The organism is Lysobacter auxotrophicus, assembly GCF_027924565.1.
GTDB lineage: Bacteria > Pseudomonadota > Gammaproteobacteria > Xanthomonadales > Xanthomonadaceae > Lysobacter_J > Lysobacter_J auxotrophicus.
Genome location: NZ_AP027041.1, coordinates 545,181 through 563,621 on the forward strand (window position 1 = coordinate 545,181; position 18,441 = coordinate 563,621).

General features: G+C 68.4%; 15 protein-coding genes. 13 read left to right on the top strand and 2 right to left on the bottom strand.

The window, feature by feature from the left end; all coding sequences use genetic code 11:
• The first annotated feature begins 37 nt into the window (after nt 1–37).
• Nucleotides 38–829, top strand: coding sequence for a bifunctional demethylmenaquinone methyltransferase/2-methoxy-6-polyprenyl-1,4-benzoquinol methylase UbiE (ubiE, locus tag LA521A_RS02345; RefSeq protein WP_281780786.1), 792 nt, complete (start codon nt 38–40; stop codon nt 827–829).
• 147 nt (nt 830–976) lie between these two features.
• On the opposite strand, the gene treA is transcribed toward ubiE, so the two are convergent.
• Nucleotides 977–2,620: an alpha,alpha-trehalase TreA gene (gene treA, locus LA521A_RS02350; protein ID WP_281780787.1), complete on the bottom strand. Its 1,644-nt coding sequence runs from the start codon at nt 2,618–2,620 to the stop codon at nt 977–979.
• A 115-nt stretch (nt 2,621–2,735) separates the two neighbouring features.
• Between treA and LA521A_RS02355 the strand changes: the two genes are divergently transcribed.
• From LA521A_RS02355 to LA521A_RS02370, 4 genes are all read left to right on the top strand, one after another.
• Nucleotides 2,736–4,679 carry a M1 family metallopeptidase gene (locus tag LA521A_RS02355; protein WP_281780788.1) on the top strand — a complete coding sequence of 648 codons (1,944 nt, stop codon included), beginning with the start codon at nt 2,736–2,738 and terminating at the stop codon, nt 4,677–4,679.
• Between the two features lie 129 nt (nt 4,680–4,808).
• Nucleotides 4,809–5,780: an alpha/beta fold hydrolase gene (locus tag LA521A_RS02360; RefSeq protein WP_281780789.1), complete on the top strand. Its 972-nt coding sequence runs from the start codon at nt 4,809–4,811 to the stop codon at nt 5,778–5,780.
• A complete protein-coding gene (locus tag LA521A_RS02365; protein ID WP_281780790.1) occupies nt 5,777–6,502 on the top strand; it encodes a hypothetical protein in 726 nt (241 codons plus the stop codon). Before LA521A_RS02360 ends, LA521A_RS02365 begins: the two co-directional genes overlap by 4 nt.
• Nucleotides 6,503–6,836: 334 nt before the next feature.
• Nucleotides 6,837–7,304: an aminoacyl-tRNA deacylase gene (locus LA521A_RS02370; RefSeq protein WP_281780791.1), complete on the top strand. Its 468-nt coding sequence runs from the start codon at nt 6,837–6,839 to the stop codon at nt 7,302–7,304.
• Nucleotides 7,305–7,393: 89 nt separating this feature from the next.
• On the opposite strand, the gene LA521A_RS02375 is transcribed toward LA521A_RS02370, so the two are convergent.
• Complete coding sequence (locus tag LA521A_RS02375; RefSeq protein WP_281780792.1) at nt 7,394–8,326, bottom strand: carbohydrate kinase family protein; 933 nt, start codon at nt 8,324–8,326, stop codon at nt 7,394–7,396.
• 299 nt (nt 8,327–8,625) lie between these two features.
• On the opposite strand from LA521A_RS02375, the gene LA521A_RS02380 reads away from it, so the two are divergent.
• The 8 genes from LA521A_RS02380 to LA521A_RS02415 all read left to right on the top strand — a co-directional run bounded on the left by LA521A_RS02380 (nt 8,626) and on the right by LA521A_RS02415 (nt 18,383).
• Complete coding sequence (locus LA521A_RS02380) at nt 8,626–9,672, top strand: rod shape-determining protein (RefSeq protein ID WP_115841168.1); 1,047 nt, start codon at nt 8,626–8,628, stop codon at nt 9,670–9,672.
• Nucleotides 9,673–9,864: 192 nt separating this feature from the next.
• Nucleotides 9,865–10,941, top strand: a complete 1,077-nt coding sequence (gene mreC, locus LA521A_RS02385; protein ID WP_281780793.1) for a rod shape-determining protein MreC — start codon at nt 9,865–9,867, stop codon at nt 10,939–10,941.
• The gene (gene mreD, locus LA521A_RS02390; protein WP_281780794.1) at nt 10,938–11,423 is read left to right on the top strand and encodes a rod shape-determining protein MreD; all 486 of its coding nucleotides are present in this window, start codon (nt 10,938–10,940) and stop codon (nt 11,421–11,423) included. Before mreC ends, mreD begins: the two co-directional genes overlap by 4 nt.
• A gap of 1 nt (nt 11,424) precedes the next feature.
• Nucleotides 11,425–13,479 (top strand): penicillin-binding protein 2, encoded by a 2,055-nt coding sequence (gene mrdA, locus LA521A_RS02395; protein ID WP_343226706.1) that lies wholly within the window; start codon nt 11,425–11,427, stop codon nt 13,477–13,479.
• Entirely contained in the window at nt 13,476–14,588 is a 1,113-nt protein-coding gene (gene rodA, locus LA521A_RS02400) for a rod shape-determining protein RodA (RefSeq protein ID WP_281780795.1), read from the top strand. The genes mrdA and rodA overlap by 4 nt, the downstream gene beginning before the upstream one ends.
• Before the next feature lie 152 nt (nt 14,589–14,740).
• Nucleotides 14,741–15,907 carry a lytic murein transglycosylase B gene (gene mltB, locus LA521A_RS02405; RefSeq protein WP_281780796.1) on the top strand — a complete coding sequence of 389 codons (1,167 nt, stop codon included), beginning with the start codon at nt 14,741–14,743 and terminating at the stop codon, nt 15,905–15,907.
• Nucleotides 15,904–17,103, top strand: a complete 1,200-nt coding sequence (locus LA521A_RS02410) for a septal ring lytic transglycosylase RlpA family protein (protein WP_281780797.1) — start codon at nt 15,904–15,906, stop codon at nt 17,101–17,103. Before mltB ends, LA521A_RS02410 begins: the two co-directional genes overlap by 4 nt.
• Nucleotides 17,104–17,162: 59 nt before the next feature.
• Nucleotides 17,163–18,383 carry a D-alanyl-D-alanine carboxypeptidase family protein gene (locus LA521A_RS02415; protein WP_281780798.1) on the top strand — a complete coding sequence of 407 codons (1,221 nt, stop codon included), beginning with the start codon at nt 17,163–17,165 and terminating at the stop codon, nt 18,381–18,383.
• Nucleotides 18,384–18,441 lie beyond the last annotated feature (58 nt).

An 18,441-nucleotide genomic window follows, 5' to 3' on the forward strand; every position in this document is an offset into this window, starting at 1 on the left:
GACGGTGAATTCTCGCACGGGGTGCGATAATCGCGGCATGAACGATCCCCGCCAGAAGCCCGACCCCTCCCAGAAGCTCGGCGCCACATCCGGCACGACCCACTTCGGTTTCCGCGACGTGCCCACCGGCGAGAAGCAGAAGCTCGTCGGCCAGGTGTTTTCATCCGTCGCGCGCAACTACGACCTGATGAACGACCTGATGTCGATGGGCATCCATCGCGTGTGGAAGCGCTATTTCGTCGGCACCTGCCAGGTCAAGCGCGGCGACCGCGTGCTCGACCTCGCCGGCGGCACGGGCGACATCGCGCTGCTGTTGCGCGATCGCGTCGGCGACACCGGAAGCATCGTGCTGGGCGACATCAACGGGGCGATGCTGCGCACCGGTCGCGACCGCATGACCGACATGGGCAAGGTCGCCGGCTTCGAATACGTGCAGATGAACGCCGAGAAGCTGCCCTTCCCGGATGGCTCGTTCGACCTGGTGACGATCGCCTTCGGCCTGCGCAACGTCACCGACAAGGACGCCGCGCTGCGCGAGATGCATCGCGTGCTCAAGGTCGGCGGCCAGGCGCGCGTGCTGGAGTTCTCTGAAGTGAAGGCCGAGTGGTTCAAGCCGATTTACGACTTCCATTCGTTCCAGGTGCTGCCGCGCCTGGGCAAGCTGTTCGCCAACGACGCCGACAGCTACCAGTACCTCGCCGAAAGCATCCGCAAGCACCCGCCGCAGGATGAGCTGAAGTCGATGATGCAGGCGGCCGGCTTCGGGCGCTGCGATTACCGCAACCTGTCGGCCGGCATCGTGGCGATCCACACCGGCTACAAGGTTTGAAGTAACACCGACACCGAGAGTTGAAAGCCGTCATCCCGGCGCAAGCCGGGACCCAGGCCGGCAACGCCCGGCCACTCCCGCAGAGGTATACAACAGCGCGGCCATTCCAGCGAAAACTGGAACCCATCTGGACTGCGCGCAGGCACGTTACGGTGCGCGTTGCGATTGTGCCTCCGGATAACGCACGAGCAACGCGCGAACGACCCCGTTCGTCCAGCCGAATCCGTCCTGCAGCGGATACTCGCCGCCCCCACCGTGCGCTTGGCCGGTGGCGTCGTACTTCTCGACCAGCTTGTGTCTGGCATCGAACACGCGCTGCACCTCGCGCAGGAAGTTTGTCGCGATCTCACGCGCGAGCGCAGCCTCGCCGTAGCGGTCGAGCCCTTCGACCGCGACCCACTGCAGCGGTGCCCACGCGTTCGGCGCGTCCCACTGCTGCCCGGTGCGCAGCGTGGTCGTGAGCAGCCCGCCCGGTTGCAGCAGCTGCGCACGCACGGCGAGGGCAGTGAGTTTCGCGCGCTGCGGTGAGGCGATGCCGGCGAACAGCGGATACAGCGCCGCCGCGGTCACCTGCGCGCTGACCTGCCGGCGCTCGATGTCGTAGTCCGCGTAGAAGCCGTCGGCGTTCCACAGATGCATGCTGAGCGCCGCCGCGCGTTTCGCCGCGCGATCGTCGAACTCGCGCGCGCAATCGGGCTGCGCGGCCTTGCGGCAAGCCAACGCGATGGTCGTTTCGAGGTGGTGCATGAGGCTGTTGAGATCCACCGGGGCGTACTGCGTCGTGCGGATCGTGCCCAGCGTCTTGCGATCGCCAAGCCAGCGGCTCGAATAGTCCCATCCGCTCTCCGCACCGGCGCGCAGTTCGCGGAAGACGTCAGGCGCCGGACGATCCGGCGCGCTCGCCGCGGTGCGTACATCGTGCAGCCAGGCTTCCGGGCGTGGCGTATCGCGATCGTCCCAGTACCGATTGAGCACGCTGCCGTCCGCAAGGCGCACCACGCGACGCGACGCCTGCCCGGGCGCGAGCCGCTCGGCGCCCCGCATCCAGAACGCATACTCGCGCCGCAGCTGCGGCAGGTAGCGGCGATACACGTCGTCGCCGTCGGTGCGCGCCTCCAGTTCGACCATGTGCGAGAAGTACGGCGGCTGCGACCGGCTGAGGTAGTACGTGCGCGCACCGTTGGGGATGTGGCCGTATTCGTCGATCAGCGCGGCGAAGTTCGCCAGCATGTCGCGCGCACGTTCGCGCTCGCCGCTTTCGATCAGGCCGAGCATCGTGAAGTACGAATCCCAGTAGTACATCTCGCGGAAACGTCCGCCCGGCACGACATAGGAACGGCGCAGCGGCAGGCGGCTGTCGTACGGCAGCGGCGCGGGATCGGTGCGCGTGAGCCGCGGCCACAGTCCGTCGATATGCGCGGCGAGCGTGCGTCCGACCTTCACCTCGGCCGTCGCGACCTGCGCGGGAATGTCGAAATTCGCCTGCACGAACCCCATCAGGTCGAAGCCCGGCGCGTCGCGCTTTTCGAGGAAATCGGCATCGATTCCGGCCGGATCGCGCAAGGGCCGCGCGTCGGCGAACGTCTTCTGGTCGTCGAACAATTCCGCGTGCTGCACCGCGGCGAACAACGCGGGATACGCAAGATCGGGCGTCGCGTCTGGCGCGTGGACGCCTGTCGTCGCGGGTGCATTTTCGCGCTGCGCGGCCGTCGGAACGCAGCCGCACAGGCTGCCGAGCAGCAGGGCGGCGAGGGCGGGATGCAGGGCGAATGCAGGTGCGCGGCGGTTCAAGACAGGCTCCGGGCGGCGTTGCGGGCAGGGTAGGCGGCCGCACATCGGCACGGCGTGAGGCGGGCCGCCCGGCCGCGCTACACTCGGCCGCTCACCCGCCAGAACCGGTTCTCCCATGCGTTATTCGATGCTGACCCTGTGCCTTGCCGCCGCCCTCGCCGCCGGCTGTTCGCGCGACGCCGCGACGCCCGCCGACACGACGACGAAGGACGCTTCCGCCGTGACTGCAGCCGCCGACCAGAAGACGACCGCCATCGTTGACGAATACTCCTTCGCGCAGCCCGACAAGGTCCGCATCGACGACCTCGCGCTGGAACTGAAGGTCGACTTCGACAACAAGCAGCTCGGCGGCAGCGCCACCTACACGCTGCAGTGGCTCGACAAGAACGCCTCGCAGCTGGTGCTGGACACGCGCGATCTCACCATCGAGAAGGTCGTCGGCGAACGCAGCGACGGCAAGTGGGAAGACCTGACGTTCGCGCTCGCCGACAAGGACAAGGTGCTCGGCAGCAAGCTCACCATCGAGGCGCCGCAGCGCAATCCGCGCATCCGCGTGACCTACCACACCTCGCCCGATGCCTCGGGCCTGCAGTGGCTCACGCCCGAAATGACGCAGGGCAAGAAGACGCCCTTCATGTTCAGCCAGTCGCAGCAGATCCACGCGCGTTCGTGGGTGCCGCTGCAGGACACGCCGCAGGTGCGCTTCACCTACACCGCGCACGTGACCGCGCCGCAGGACGCGATGGTGCTGATGAGCGCCGACAACGATCCCAAGGCCGCGCGCGACGGCGACTACACCTTCAAGATGCCGCAGAAGATCCCGTCGTACCTGCTGGCGATCGCCGCGGGCGACCTGGTGTTCCAGCCGATCAGCGGGCGCGCGGGCGTGTGGGCGGAGCCCGGCATGGTGAAGAAGGCGGCCGATGAGTTCGCCGACACCGACAAGATGATGCAGACGGCCGAGCGCCTGTACGGCCCGTATCGCTGGGAGCGTTACGACATCCTCGTGCTGCCGCCGTCGTTCCCGTACGGCGGCATGGAGAACCCGCGCCTGACCTTCGCCACGCCGACGGTGATCGTCGGCGACAAGTCGCTCGTCTCGCTGGTTGCGCATGAACTCGCGCACAGCTGGTCGGGCAACCTGGTGACGTTCTCCACGCCGAAGGACAGCTGGCTCAACGAAGGCTTCGCCAGCTACGTGGAGAACCGCATCGTCGAAGACCTGTACGGCAAGGAAGCGGCCGACATGGAGAAGGTCATCTCGCGCAACGAGCTGGCGGCCGAATACGAGGAGCTGGATCCCAAGCTGCAGGTGCTGGCGCTGCGTCCGGGCACGCTGGCCGATCCGGACGGGCAGAGCAGCTCGACGGTCTACACGAAGGGCGCGTGGTTCCTGCAGTTCCTGGAGGAGCGTTTCGGCCGCGAGGCGTTCGATCCGTTCCTGAAGGAATACTTCAACCACTTCGCGTTCCAGTCGATCCCGACGACGAAGTTCATCGAGTACGCCAAGGCGAACCTGCTCGACAAGTACCCCGGCAAGGTGACCGAAGCCGAGCTCGACCAGTGGATCTACGAGCCGGGCGTGCCGGACACCGCGCCGAAGACCGTCTCGCCGCGTTTCGATGCGGTGGACGCCGCGCGCAAGGCGTGGCTCGACAACGGCACGCTCCCCGCATCGGGCGCGACCGCGAAGTGGAGCACGCAGGAATGGGTGCACTTCATCGACGGCATGCCGGAAACGCTCAAGCCCGAACAGCTCGCCGCGCTCGACGCCGCGTTCCACTTCACCGGCACGCCCAACGGCGAGATCGCGCAGCGCTGGTATCCGCTGGCCGTGCGTAGCGGCTACACGCAAGCCAATGCGGCCGCGGCGGAGTTCATCGCGCGCGTGGGCCGTCGCAAGCTGATCATGCCGACGTACGCCGAACTGGTGAAAACGCCCGAAGGCCTGAAGCTCGCCGAAGACACCTTCGCCAAGGCGCGCGCGGGCTACCACCCGATCACGACGCAGTCGGTGGAAGAGACGATCGCGAAGGCGAAGCAGCCGGCGAAGTCGTAAGCGCACCGGCGCTCGCGAGGGCGCTGTAAAGCCCCTCTCCCACCGGGAGAGGGGTTGGGGTGAAGGGCGGGACGTGCGATGCGGCGACGCGCCTTTCGCCTGCGCACTTTCGAGTGATTCGAGGTGGCCGTGCTGCGTCATCGCCCAGTCCGCATTTTTGCCATCGTCACCACCACACTGCTGCTCCTCGCAGCCGTCCTCCTCTGGCGCAACCCCTACGCACTCATCACCGGCGACTTCACCCGCCAGCGTCTCGCCGCGGGTTTGTCGAAAGCGAGCATGCAACTCGGCGACGACCGGTGGGTCTATGCCTACAACGACGACGCACCGGCGGGCGCGCCCACCGTCGTGATGCTGCACGGCTTCACCGGCAGCAAGGAAAACTGGTTTCCCGTCGCGCGCCTGCTACGTGGGCGTTTTCGCGTGATCGTTCCGGACCTTCCCGGCTGGGGCGAATCCAATCGCATCGACGGCGCCGATTACGGTTTCCTCGCGCAGAGCGCGCGCGTCGCGCGTTTCCTCGACGCCGTATCGTCCAAGCAGGAGGTCGTGCTGCTCGGGCATTCGATGGGCGGCGGCATCGCCGCGCTGGTCGCGGCGCGCCATCCGGAGCGTGTCGCGCGCGTGGGCCTGATCGATGCCGCGGGCGTGCGATTCCGCGACAACCGTTTCGGCATCGACGTACTCGCCGGGAAGAATCCATTCGCGGTGCACGATGAAGCGTCGCTGGAACGCTACCTCGATACCGTGTTCTTCGACGATGCCGCGAAGCCCGCGATTCCGTGGCCCGCCGATCGCATCTACATCGCGCGTCGGCGAGAGGACGCGGCCTTCGAGCAGCGCGTGCTCGACCGCATCGGACGTGGCGACGAGCGCTTCGCCCCCGGCGAGAACGCGGCGCGCATCCGCCAACCGGCGCTGCTGCTATGGTGCCGCCAGGACGCCGTGATCGACGCGAGCGCGCTGGCGCTTTACGCGCAGCGCATCCCGCAGGCGCGGCAGGTGCTGCTCGACGGCTGCGGCCACATGTCGATACTGGAAAAACCCGACGCGGTCGCGCAGGCCGTGATCGAACTGATCGAACGAGGAAGGCAACGATGAAACACGCTGCAACGAAGTGGTCCGTCATCGCGCTCGCCGCCGCGCTGGCCGCATGCCAGCCGGCGGGCGATCCGAAGGCCGACGCCGCGGCGCAGGCCGCCGCGCAGGAGCAGGCCGCGGACGAAATGGCGAACGCCTTCGAAGCCGAATACGGCAAGCAGAACTGGGAACTCGCTCGCGCGCACGGCGACGTGTTGTCGGCGAAGTATCCGGCGAGCGCCGCGTTCGGCCGCATCGAGGCGCGCTACAACGAAGTCAAGGAAAAGGCTGCCCAGGCGCGCGAGCAGCGCCGCACCGCCGCGCTGTGGACCTATCAGACGCAGGCGCTCGACAAGGGCGAGCAGGTGTCGGCGTCGATCTACGCAAAGGAATACGTCGACACCGATGGCAGCGGCCCGCGCCCGGTGCAGCTGATCTTCCGCGATCGCCCGGACTGGGGTCGCAGCAGCTATCTCGTGCTGGAGAAGGGTGACTTCGACTGCTACGGCGGCTGCAAGGTGAAGCTGAAGGTCGATGACGCCGAGCCCAGGCGCGTGGACGCGAGCCGCCCCAGGACCGACGAGGCGATCGCGATGTTCATCGAGGACGAGAAGATGCTGTGGAAGACGGTGAAATCCGCGAAGGTCATCGCCATCGAATTCCCGGTGAAGGCCGGCGGCACGCGCACGGCGGTGTTCGAGGTGGGCGGGCTGGATCCATCGAAGATGCCGAAGTGGAATTGATGCGCGACGCGTATCGTTTTCCTTCCAGCCGAATCCCCCTGCGATGTACCGAGCGGGGCTTTCACCGGAAAGCCGTTGTCCGCCGCGCACGCACCTGAAGTGAAACCCTTCTCCCGTACGCGGGAGCAGGTGCCGGCAGGCGGATGACGGCGGCTGGGGCATCAAGCATCGAGCGCCCTGCACATCGCCTTACGCGCCGACTTCGTAAGCTCCGGACCGATGCCGGCGTTTGCCGCGCATCGGGCGGCGCGCACACGGAAAGCGCGCGCCGGTTCGCCAGCCACGCGGCCGCGAACGGAACACAGGCGGCGTGGCGCATCGGGTGGAGGACGCCATGCTCTCCCCACGTCTGCACAACCTGCTCGACCAGGGCCAGGCGCCCTACACGACGCTGACGCATCCGCGCACGGTGACCGCGCACGAAACCGCATCGGCGGTGCGCGTGGAGCCGAATCATTTCGCCAAGACGGTGATGCTCAAGGCCGACGGACGGCTCGCGATGGTCGTGATGCCGGCGACGTATCGCGCCGATCTTTACCGGCTGTCGCTCGCGCTTGGCGGCGTTCCGGTGGAACTGGCCGAGGAAACCGAATTCCGCGATGCCTTCCCCGATTGCGAACCCGGCGCGATGCCGCCGTTCGGACATCTGTACGGCATGCCGGTTTACATCGATTCGCGGCTCGCGCACCAGCAGGAGATCGCGTTCAACGCGGGCAACCACACCGAAGTGGTGCGCATGCCGTATGCGGAGTTCGAACGTCTCGCGGCGCCGGAGATGCTCTGGCTGGCGCACATGATGTAGAGCCGCGATGGGTGATTCGGGATTCGTGATTCGAAGAGCGAAAACGCGGCTCGCCCCGAATCACGAATCACCATTCACGCATCACGGCTTCATAGCGCGTAACCGAACTGCTGCTTGAACTGTTCGTTGAATTCGTCGAAATCGAAGCGCTGGTTCTGCGTGCCCGGATGCTCGACCTTCAGCGCGCCCATCAGGTTGCCCATGCGGCCGATGGTGAGCCAGTCGTAGCCCTTCTCGATGCCGTAGATCAGGCCGGCACGGAACGCATCGCCGCAACCGGTCGGATCGGTCACGCGGCGCTCGTGCGCGGGCGGGACGTCGATGGTCTTTTCCGGCGTGTGGATCTGCGAACCGTGCGGGCCACGCGTGGTGATGTACGCCTTCACGCGCTTGACGATGTCGTTCTCGCTCCAGCCGGTGCGTTCCTGCAGCAGGTTGGATTCGTAATCGTTGACGGTGACGTAGTCGGCCAGCTCGATGAAGTTGCGCAGTTCCTCGCCGTTGAACAGCGGCATGGCCTGGCCCGGATCGAAGATGAAGGGAATGCCCGCGTCGGCGAATTCCTGCGCGTTCTGCAGCATGCCTTCGCGGCCGTCGGGGCTGACGATGCCGAACGTCACGCCCGGAACGTCGCGCACGTGGTTCTCGTACGAACGCATCATCGCGCCCGGATGGAACGCGGTGATCTGGTTGTTGTCGTGGTCGGTGGTGATGAACGCCTGCGGCGTGAAGAGCTCTTCGATCTCCTTCACCTTCGACAGGTTGATGCCGCACTGTTCGAAGTGCTCGCGGTACGGCCCGAAGTCCTGGCCGACGGTGGCCATCGGGATCGGGTCGCCGCCCAGCAGCTTGAGGTTGTAGGCGATGTTGCCGGCGCAGCCGCCGAACTCGCGGCGCATCCGCGGGACCAGGAAGGACACATTCAGGATGTGCACCTTGTCCGGCAGGATGTGGTTCTTGAACTGGTCGGGGAACACCATGATGGTGTCGTAGGCCAGCGAGCCGCAGATCAGTGCAGACATCGAAATTCCCAAGGTGAAGGGCCGTCCGCGGCGCGGTTCCGGCGTGGTGCGTGAGGTCACGGAGCAGCGGCCCAGCGCCGCGCGGGCGCTAGCGTAGCCGCTGGGGCGGCCGGCGGCCAGCGGCCGGCCAGCTGAACCGTTCGCCCGTCCCGACATAGGACGCTTCCGAAACGTGACCGATGAGGGCACGAAGTGCCCGGAATTGCAGGTTTTTTCCTTGTGCCGAAGGGGGGTGGTTGCTAGGCTAGCGAACCCCTCACGCGCCTCTCACGCCCCCACCTTTCGACGGCCGATCCTCGATGTTCAAGAAGTTTCGCGGCATGTTTTCCAACGACCTGTCCATCGACCTGGGCACGGCGAACACCCTCATCTACGTCCGCGGCCAGGGGATCGTCCTGAACGAGCCGTCGGTCGTGGCCGTCCGGCAGGACCGCCTGATCGGCGGCAACCGCACGGTGGCGGCGGTGGGCAGCGAGGCCAAGATGATGCTGGGCCGCACGCCGGGCCACATCACGACCATCCGGCCGATGAAGGACGGCGTCATCGCCGACTTCACCTACACCGAGGAAATGCTCAAGCACTTCATCCGCAAGGTGCACAAGAGCCGTTTCCTGCGCCCGAGCCCGCGCGTGCTGGTCTGCGTGCCGTGCGGTTCGACCCAGGTCGAGCGCCGCGCGATCAAGGAATCGGCCGAAGAGGCCGGCGCGCGCGAGGTCTACCTGATCGAGGAACCCATGGCGGCCGCCATCGGCGCCGGCATGCCGGTGACCGAAGCCCGCGGCTCGATGGTCGTGGACATCGGCGGCGGCACCACGGAAGTGGCCGTCATCGCGCTCAACGGCATCGTCTACTCGGCCTCCGTCCGCATCGGCGGCGACCGCTTCGACGAGTCGATCATCAGCTACGTGCGCCGCACCTACGGCACGCTGATCGGTGAAGCCACGGCCGAGCGCATCAAGCTCGAGATCGGCTGCGCCTACCCGCAGCAGAAGGCGGCGACCGTGGAGGTCTCCGGCCGCAACCTCGCCGAGGGCGTGCCGAAGATGATCACCATCAACTCCAACGAGGTGCTGGAAGCCCTGCGCGAGCCGCTCGCCGGCATCGTCTCGGCGATCAAGCTGGCGCTGGAGCAGACCCCGCCGGAACTGTGCGCCGACGTCGCCGAGCGCGGCATCGTCCTGACCGGCGGCGGCGCGCTGCTGCGCGACCTGGACCGCCTGATCAGCGAGGAAACCGGCCTGCACGTGCAGGTCGCCGACGATCCGCTGACCTGCGTCGCCCGCGGCGGTGGCCGCGCGCTGGAGCTGGTCGACATGCACGGCAACGAGTTCTTCGCGCCGGAATGATCCAAGCGGGGACCGGCCCGGGCATCGCATCCCGACGCCCCGGGTCGTCCGTTCCCGTCATGAACACGCATCGCGGCCGGCCGACGGGGATTCCCGCCCGGTCGCGACTGTCGAAGTCCCACACCTGATCCGCCTCTTCCGGCCCCGATGCCTACCTACGCCGGCCCCCCGACTTCCGCACGCCCAGGTGACGTGGCCGGCACGCTCAAGCTGCTCGCCTACCTGGCGCTGGCGGTGGTGCTGATCGTGCTCGATCACCGCGGCGGCTGGCTCGCGCAGGGCCGCCGGCAGGTGACGCTGCTCGTGCAGCCGCTGTGGATGGTCGCCGGCTGGCCGGGGCAGGTCGTGGACCGCGTCCGCGAGGACGCCGGCACGCTGGCGCAGCTCACCGCCGAGAACCGCCGCCTGCGCAACGACCTGATGCTCAACCAGGCCCGCATGGCGCGGCTGGCGACGCTCGCCGCCGACAACGCGCGGCTGCGCGGCCTGCTGGACGCCGCGCAGACCGGCAATCTCGACGTGGTACTCGCGCCGGTGCTCGACATCGACCTGGATCCCGCACGGCAGCGACTGGTCCTCAACGCCGGTTCGCGCGAACGTGTGCAGGTCGGGCAGAACGTGATCGACGCCAACGGGCTGCTCGGCCAGGTCATCGCCGTCACCCCGATGTACGCCAACGTGCTCCTGCTCACCGACCCCTCGCACGCGGTGCCCGTCGCCGTCGCGCGCAACGGCGTGCGGCTGGTGGTCTACGGCGAAGGTCGCAGCGACAAGCTGCGACTCACCAGCGTGCCGCTCTCCAGCGACGTGAAGGTCGGCGACGTGCTCGTCACCTCGGGCCTCGGCGGCCGGTTCGCGCCGGGCTTCCCGGTCGGCAAGATCGCCTCGCTCAAGCCGGACGACAGCCGCGCGTTCCTCGTCGGCGAAGTCACGCCGGCGGCGCAGCTGGACCGCGGCCGCGAGGTGCTGGTGCTGCTGTCGATGCCCAATCCGCTGCCCGGCGCCACGGCGTTCACGCCCTCCGATGCGATCGCGGTCGGCACGGCGCAGGCCACGGCGGCGCCTGCCGCCACGCCGGGTGTGGAAGGCCAGCCGACGGCGCCGACCCCCGCGGGCGGCGGTGCGACGGCTCCCACCACCACGCCCTCGACGAGTTCCCCGGCCCCGAAGCCGGCCCAGGCGTCGCCCGTTCCTGCGACGGACCCGCGCAAACCGGCCGCGACGACGCCGACGTCTCCGACGCCCACGCAGCCGGAGGCCCGCCGATGACCCGCGCCCGTCCGCAATGGGTGTTGCCGGTGAGCATCGTGGTGGCGCTGCTGTTGATGCTGCTGCCGTTGCCGCCTGCCGTGCAGCCGCTGCGTCCGTACTGGCTCGCGCTGGTGCTGGCGTACTGGGTGATCGAGGATCCCGACCATGTTGGCCTCGGCCTGGCCTTCATCATCGGCCTGCTCGGCGATCTGGTGACCGGCAGCGTGTTCGGCGAGCAGGCGCTGCGGCTGGTGGTGATGGCGTACATCCTGCAGCGCTTCCGCGCGCGGTTGCGCTTCTTCCCGGTGTCGCAGCAGGCGCTGGCCATCGGTGGCCTGCTGTTGAACGACTGCATCGTCACCGCCGCGATCCGCATCGCCGTCGGCCTCGCGCCGCTGCATCCGCTGCACTGGGCGTCGCCGGTGACCGGCATGGTGCTGTGGCCGATCGCCTACGTCGCGCTGGACTCGCTCCGTCACGGCCGGTGGAGGGCGCGCTGAGATGGGTCCGCGCCGCCGCGTCCTGAAGAACAGCGCCGCCGAAGCCAACCAGTTCCGACTGCGCTCCGCGATCGCCTTCCTGTGCGTGCTGGCGGCGCTGGTCGGGCTGGGCTTCTGGTATTTCCGCCTGCAGGTGTGGGAGCACGACGACTACGCCACGCGCTCGGAGGCCAACCGCATCAAGCTGCGCCCCGTCGTGCCGGGGCGCGGGCTGATCCTGGATCGAAAGGGTCGCGTGCTGGCCGACAACGTGCCGGCGTACCGCATCGAAGTAACCCCGTTCGAAGCCGGCAAGACCGAGGAATGGCTGCCCGCGCTGCGCAGGATCATCGCGCTGACGCCGGAAGACGTCGCGCGCTTCGACGACGAGCGTCGCGCCACGCGCGGTTACAAGCCGATCACGCTGAAGCTGCGCGTCACCGAGGAGGAAGCCGCGCGCTTCGCGGTCGACCGCTGGCGCTATCCGGGCGTGGACCTCGTGCCGTATCTCAACCGGCGCTATCCGTACGGCGAACTGCTCTCGCACGTCATCGGCTACGTCGGACGCATCGACGCGGACGACCTGAAGGAGCTCGGCGAAGGCGGCGCGGCGCTCACGCACATCGGCAAGACCGGGCTGGAGCGCTATTACGAGGAAGCGCTGCGCGGCAAGGTCGGCTACGAGCAGATCGAGACCAACGTCGATGGCCGGCCGATGCGCCAGGTCGGCCACGTGCCCGCGACGCCGGGCGCCGACCTGCGCCTGAGCATCGACCTGGACCTGCAGCAGGCGATGGTGACGGCGTTCGGCGACATGGACGGTTCGGCCATCGCGATGGACCCGCGCACCGGCGAGATCCTCGCGATGGTCAGCCTGCCGGGCTACGACACGAACCTCTTCGTCAACGGCATCTCGAACGTCGATTACCGCGCGCTGATGGATAACCCGTCGCGTCCGCTGTTCAACCGCAACGTGCTCGGCGGCGGCCCGCCGGGCTCGACGGTGAAGCCGCTGATCGGCCTCGCAGGCCTGGACAGCGGCCTGCGCACGCCGGACTCGAAGGTGTTCTCGACCGGCACGTTCTACATCCCCGGCCAGAAGCGCGGCTGGCGCGACGCGCACGGCGGCGCGGGCTGGACCGATCTGCGCAAGTCGATCGCCGCGTCGGTGAACTACTACTACTACAAGCTCGCCTACGACATGGGCATCGAGCGCTTCGACGAATACATGCGCCGGTATGGATTCGGCGACAAGACCGGCATCGACCTGGCCGGCGAGAACAAGGGCGTGGTGCCGTCGCCGCAATGGAAGCGCACCCGCAGCAAGGAGCCGTGGTACGCGGGCGAGACGGTGAACGCCGGCATCGGCCAGGGTTACTGGATCGCCACGACGCTGCAGCTCGTGCGCGGCACCGCGGCGATCGCCAATGGCGGAAACCTCGTGCGCCCGCACCTGGTGGCGGAGCGCCGCGACGGCTACAACACGCCGTGGCTGCCGCTGAAGCAACCCGAGGCGCCGCGCATCACCGACAACCCGTCCAACCTGCGTGCCGTGCAGGAAGGCATGATGGCGACGATGGGCCCCGGCGGTACGGGCCGCGCGATGGCCGCAGGCGCGCCGTACCTCATGGCCGGCAAGACCGGCACCGCGCAGAAGATCAGCCGAAAAGGCAGCCAGAGTTTCGATCCGCATTCGCTGCCGTACCACCTGCGCCACCAGGCGCTGTTCGTCGGCTACGCGCCGGCGGACAACCCGACGATCGTGGTCGCGATTTCGGTCGAACACGGCGGCTTCGGCGGCAGCACCGCGGCGCCGATCGCGCGCAAGATCTTCGACGCCTGGCTGCTCGGCAAGATGCCCGAGCCGGTGCCGACCGATCCCAAGTACACCCGGCCGACGCAGCCGCGCGCGGCACCGGTCGTCGCGGCCGCCGCGACGCAGGGCGCGCCGGTGGCGCCGATCCTGCCGACGGGCCGCGCCGGTGCGGCTGCGGTGAAGCCGGCGAGCGCCGCGCCGGCAGCCGCCAACCCGCCGCCGCCGCCGGCGACGACCGCGCCGCAGGAGCCCACCCGATGAGGCAGATCCTGCGCTGGCTGTTCGACCTGCTGGTGCGCTTCGCGCGCACGCTCGACCTGCCGCTGCTGGGCGCGTTGCTCGCGCTGATGGTGATCGGCCTTGCGGTGCTCTACAGCGCCGCCGATCACGCCATGGGGCTGGTCGTGCGCCAGGGCGCGTTCTTCGTCGCCGGCCTGGGCGTGATGTGGGCGCTTTCGCGCGTGCCGCCCAACCAGCTGCGCAACTGGACGCCGTTCGTGTTCGGCGCCTCGCTGCTGCCGCTGCTGCTGGTGCTGCTCATCGGCACCGGCAAGCACGGGCGGCACTGGATCAACCTTGGCGTGGTCTACGTGCAGCCCGCGGAGCTGCTCAAGCTCAGCCTGCCGATGATGGTGGCCTGGTACCTGGATCGCCAATCGTTGCCGCCGCGCTTCCGCACGGTGCTCGTCGCCGGACTGCTGATCGCCGTCCCCACCGGGCTGATCCTGCTGCAGCCGGACTTCGGCACCGCGATGCTGGTGGCGACCAGCGGCGCCTTCGCGCTCTATCTGGCGGGATTGCCGTGGTGGTGGTTCGGCATGGCGTTCGGCGCGGTCGCCGCGATCGCCCCGGTCGCGTGGTTCTGGCTGCTGCGGCCGTACCAGAAGGACCGCATCCTCACCTTCCTCAACCCCGAATCCGATCCGCTCGGCACCGGCTGGAACATCATCCAGTCGAAGATCGCCATCGGCGCCGGCGGCCTCACCGGCAAGGGCTGGGGGCAGGGCTCGCAGTCGCACCTGAACTACCTGCCCGAACACACCACCGACTTCATCTTCGCGGTGCTGAGCGAGGAATTCGGCTGGATGGGCGTGGCCACCGTGCTGGCGCTGTACCTGTTCGTGATCGGGCGCTGCCTGTGGATCGCCTCGGAGGCGCGCGACGGCTATTCGCGCCTCATCGCCGGTGCACTGGGCCTGGCGTTCTGCGTGTACGTGATCGTCAACGGGGGGATGATTTCCGGCCTGCTGCCGGTAGTTGGCGTGCCGATGCCGCTGCTGAGCTACGGCGGTACCTCGGCGGTGTCGCTGCTCGCGGGGCTCGGCGTCGTCATGGCGGTGCGGGCGCATCGGCCGGTGTACGCGCGCTGAGAAAACTTCGACGTCCAGGGCGTCGTCCGATGTCGACAGCAACGCGTCGGCAAGGCGTTGCGTAAGGCGGCCTCAAGCGAACCTGACTGATGCCCCTGGCGAGCCTGAACACGCGGTTTTTGGCTCGACAATCGCGTGCTACCCTCGCCGCGATGACCCGACGCCACCTCACTCGTAGCGCCGCGATCAGCGCGATTCTTGCCGCGTTGGCCGGTTGCGCCACCCAGACCCAGGCGCCCGCGCCGCAGACCCCCGCCGCATCCGCTCCCGCCGCCGCGCCCAAGCCGCGTCCGGTGCCGGGCACGCCGGCGCTGCCCGAGCCCGTCGTGCAGCAACCGCTGGAGCTCGCGCGTGCCGCGTTCGTGCGCGATACCGCGGCGCAGCACGGCATCGATCCGGCCTACATCGAATCGGTCCTCGCACGCGCGCAAATCCGCGACAGCATCATCGCGGCGATGTCGAAGCCGGCCGAAGCCAAGCCGTGGCGCGATTACCGGCCGATCTTCATCACGCAGTCGCGCATCGACGGCGGCCGCGCGTTCCTTGCCGAGCATCGCGACGAACTCGCCCGCGCCGAAGCGAAGTACGGCGTCCCGGCCGAGGTGATCGTCTCGATCATCGGCGTGGAAACCAACTACGGCCGCAACACCGGTTCGTATCCGGTGCTCGATGCGCTGTACACGCTCGCCTTCGCCTATCCGCGCAGCGGCGATCCGGCCAAGCTCGATCGCGAGAACCGTCGCGAAGCCTTCTTCCGTGGCGAACTCGCGCAGCTGTTCGCGCTGGGCAAGGAAACCGGGCTGGACATCGCCGCGCTCAAGGGCAGTTACGCCGGGGCGATGGGCTGGGGCCAGTTCATGCCGTCGAGCTATCGCGAGTTCGCGGTGGACGGCAACGGCGACGGCAAGCGCGATCTGTTCAACAACCTCGACGACGTCTTCGCCTCCATCGCCAACTACTTCGTGAAGAAGGGCGGCTGGGAGCGCGGCGGTCCGGTGACGGTGCGCGCCAACGCCGCGGCGAACGCACAGCCGATCGAACCCGAAAGCCTGGATCCGCTGTACACGATGGACGACCTGGCCTCGCGCGGGTTCCGTCCGCTCACGCCGGGGACGCCGGCAGGCGAGCACGCGACGGTGGTGATGCTCGACGGCACCAGCGGTCCGGAGTACTGGTTCGGCTTCCGCAATTTCTACGCGATCACCCGCTACAACATCTCCAAGCACTACGCGATGGCGGTGTACCAGCTGAGCCAGGCGATCGCCGGCCGCGGCGATGCGCAGGTCGCGGCCGCGTCCAACGGGCAACCGTCCGCATGATCCGCCTGGCTGCCCCGCGCGCCGTGGCCGCCCGGACGCTCCTGGCGGCCGCGGTGCTCACCCTCGCGGCCTGCGCGAGCTCGCCGAAGAAGTCCGCGTCGCAGCCGGTCGCCGCGCCCGATCGCGGCGGCGTGCACCACGCGCCGCTGCCCGGCGCGAAGAAGAAATCGCCGTACGCGCCCGCGAAGGAAGATCCGAGCACGCGCGGCCATTACACCGCCGGCGGCCTCTACAAGCCGGGCGTGAAGGACAGCACGCCCGATTACATTCCCGACGTCGACGCCATTCCCGAACCGGACGTCACCAACGAGCCGCGATCGGCCATCGGCAATCGCCCGAGCTACGTCGTGCTCGGCAAGACCTACAAGGTGCTCGACAACCCGAAGGGCTACGTCGAGCGCGGCACCGCGTCGTATTACGGCCAGAAGTTCCACGGTCGCCGTACGTCGAACCTGGAGGTGTACGACATGTACGCCTTCACCGCCGCGCACAAGACGCTGCCGCTGCCGAGCTTCGCCCGCGTCACCAACCTCGACAACGGCAAGTCGGTCGTCGTGCGCGTCAACGACCGCGGCCCGTTCCACGACGGGCGCGTGATCGACCTGTCCTACGCCGCGGCGGTGAAGCTCGGCATCACCGGGCGCGGCACCGGCAACGTCGAAGTGCGCGCGCTGACGCCGGACGACGACGCGCCGGTGTACGCGGCCACGCCAGCTCCGGCTGCAGTGGCATCAGCACCGGCACCGGCACCGGCCAAGGCGCCCAGCGCGATGGACCGGCTGGTCGCGGCGATCCCCCTCGGCGCCGCCAACGCGGCGGAGCTTCCGCCCGGCGTGCGCATCGCCACCGGCAAGCCGGCCCCGGTCGCCAACCCGTCCGGCAAGTTCGCCCAGGCCGTCGTCGCGGCCAGCGCGGCGAAGCCGCCGGTCGTGCCGACGCCGCTGCCGACCGTCGAAATCGGCGGCGAAAACGTGGTTTTCCAGGTCGCCAGCTTCTCCGCCCGCGCCAATGCCGATCGCGCCCTGACGCGCCTTCGCGCCGCCGGGATCGACGGCGCACAGATCAGCGACGCGAGCTCCAACGGCCAGACCGTGTGGCGCCTGCGCGTCGGACCGCTTCAGGCCACGCAGGCCACGGAACTTGCACAGCGCATCGCGGGTCTGGGATTCGGCCAGCCGCAGCGCGTCCGCGACTAGAATTTGTCCCACCTTGCCAACCGCCGGTCCGCGCCGGCGCCCCGGAGCCGTCGTTGAAAATGAAAGTCCCCGCTCTCGCCAGAGCAGCCGTCCTTGCGGCCACCACGACCCTCGTGGCCGGCCTCGCCATCGCCCAGACCACGCCGACCCCGACGCCGCGCACGCAGCTGCCGGCCGCCAGCGAGTCGCTGCCGGTCCCGCCGCCGCCGAAGATCACCGGCACCGCATGGGTCCTGATGGACGCCGCCAGCGGCAACGTCCTGGCCGGCGAGAACTACGACCAGCGCCTTGAGCCGGCCAGCATCACCAAGGTGATGACCAGCTACGTCATCGCGGCCGAAATGGCGGCCGGCAAGGTGAAGGGCGACGACCAGGTCATGATGACCGAGAACGCCTGGCGCGTTGGCGGCGCGGGCACCGACGGCAGCTACTCCGGTTTCGAGGTCAACAAGACCGCGCCGCTGCTGGAAATGGAAAAGGGCATGGTCGTGCAGTCGGGCAACGACGCCGCCATCGCGCTGGCCGAACACGTCGCCGGCAGCACCGACGCCTTCGCCTCGCTGATGAACCAGTACGCGCAGCGCATCGGCCTGAAGAACACGCACTGGGTGAACCCGACGGGCTTGTCCGCGCCGGAGCACTACTCGACCGCGCACGACCTGGCGCTGCTCGGCCGCGCGCTGGTGCACGACTACCCGGTCGCGTACTCGTACAACAAGATCAAGGAGTTCACGGTCGGCCCGATCACGCAGCCGAACCGCAACCTGCTGCTGTGGCGCGACGCATCGGTGGACGGCATCAAGACGGGCCACCATTCCGGCGCCGGTTACTGCCTGATGGCCTCGGCCAAGCGCGGCGACCAGCGCCTGATCTCGGTCGTCATGGGGTCCACCAGTGAAAACCAGCGGGCGGTGGATTCGCAGGCGCTGCTCAACTGGGGCTTCCGTTTCTTCGAGACCCACAAGCTCTACGACGCGAGCAAGGCGATCGCCAAGCAGAAGGTGTGGAAGGGCGCCTCGGACGAAGTGCAGCTCGGCGTCGCCGAACCGCTGCTGGTGACCGTGCAGCGCGGCAAGTACGACCAGCTCAAGCCGACGATGGACGTGCCCAAGCAGCTCGTCGCGCCGATCGCGAAGGGCCAGAAGATCGGCACGGTGAAGGTCACCCTCGACGGCAAGGTCGTGTCCGAGCGCCCGCTGGTCGCGCTCAACGCGGTGGAGCAGGGCGGCTTCTTCAAGCGCCTGTGGGACGAGTTCTGGATGTGGTGGGAGTCGGAGTAATTCCGCTGCGATCCTGATCGCGAAGAGGCCGGCGCAAGCCGGCCTTTCTCGTTGGGCG

Excerpts from the sequence above, each read along its gene's own strand:
- ubiE (WP_281780786.1), top strand. The coding sequence starts at position 38 with ATGAACGATCCCCGCCAGAAGCCCGACCCCTCCCAGAAGCTCGGCGCC.
- LA521A_RS02410 (WP_281780797.1), top strand. The coding sequence starts at position 15,904 with ATGATCCGCCTGGCTGCCCCGCGCGCCGTGGCCGCCCGGACGCTCCTG.
- LA521A_RS02415 (WP_281780798.1), top strand. The coding sequence starts at position 17,163 with ATGAAAGTCCCCGCTCTCGCCAGAGCAGCCGTCCTTGCGGCCACCACG.
- LA521A_RS02380 (WP_115841168.1), top strand. The coding sequence starts at position 8,626 with ATGTTCAAGAAGTTTCGCGGCATGTTTTCCAACGACCTGTCCATCGAC.
- LA521A_RS02365 (WP_281780790.1), top strand. The coding sequence starts at position 5,777 with ATGAAACACGCTGCAACGAAGTGGTCCGTCATCGCGCTCGCCGCCGCG.
- LA521A_RS02355 (WP_281780788.1), top strand. The coding sequence starts at position 2,736 with ATGCGTTATTCGATGCTGACCCTGTGCCTTGCCGCCGCCCTCGCCGCC.
- rodA (WP_281780795.1), top strand. The coding sequence starts at position 13,476 with ATGAGGCAGATCCTGCGCTGGCTGTTCGACCTGCTGGTGCGCTTCGCG.
- mreD (WP_281780794.1), top strand. The coding sequence starts at position 10,938 with ATGACCCGCGCCCGTCCGCAATGGGTGTTGCCGGTGAGCATCGTGGTG.
- LA521A_RS02370 (WP_281780791.1), top strand. The coding sequence starts at position 6,837 with ATGCTCTCCCCACGTCTGCACAACCTGCTCGACCAGGGCCAGGCGCCC.
- LA521A_RS02375 (WP_281780792.1), bottom strand. The coding sequence starts at position 8,326 with ATGTCTGCACTGATCTGCGGCTCGCTGGCCTACGACACCATCATGGTG.
- mltB (WP_281780796.1), top strand. The coding sequence starts at position 14,741 with ATGACCCGACGCCACCTCACTCGTAGCGCCGCGATCAGCGCGATTCTT.
- mrdA (WP_343226706.1), top strand. The coding sequence starts at position 11,425 with ATGGGTCCGCGCCGCCGCGTCCTGAAGAACAGCGCCGCCGAAGCCAAC.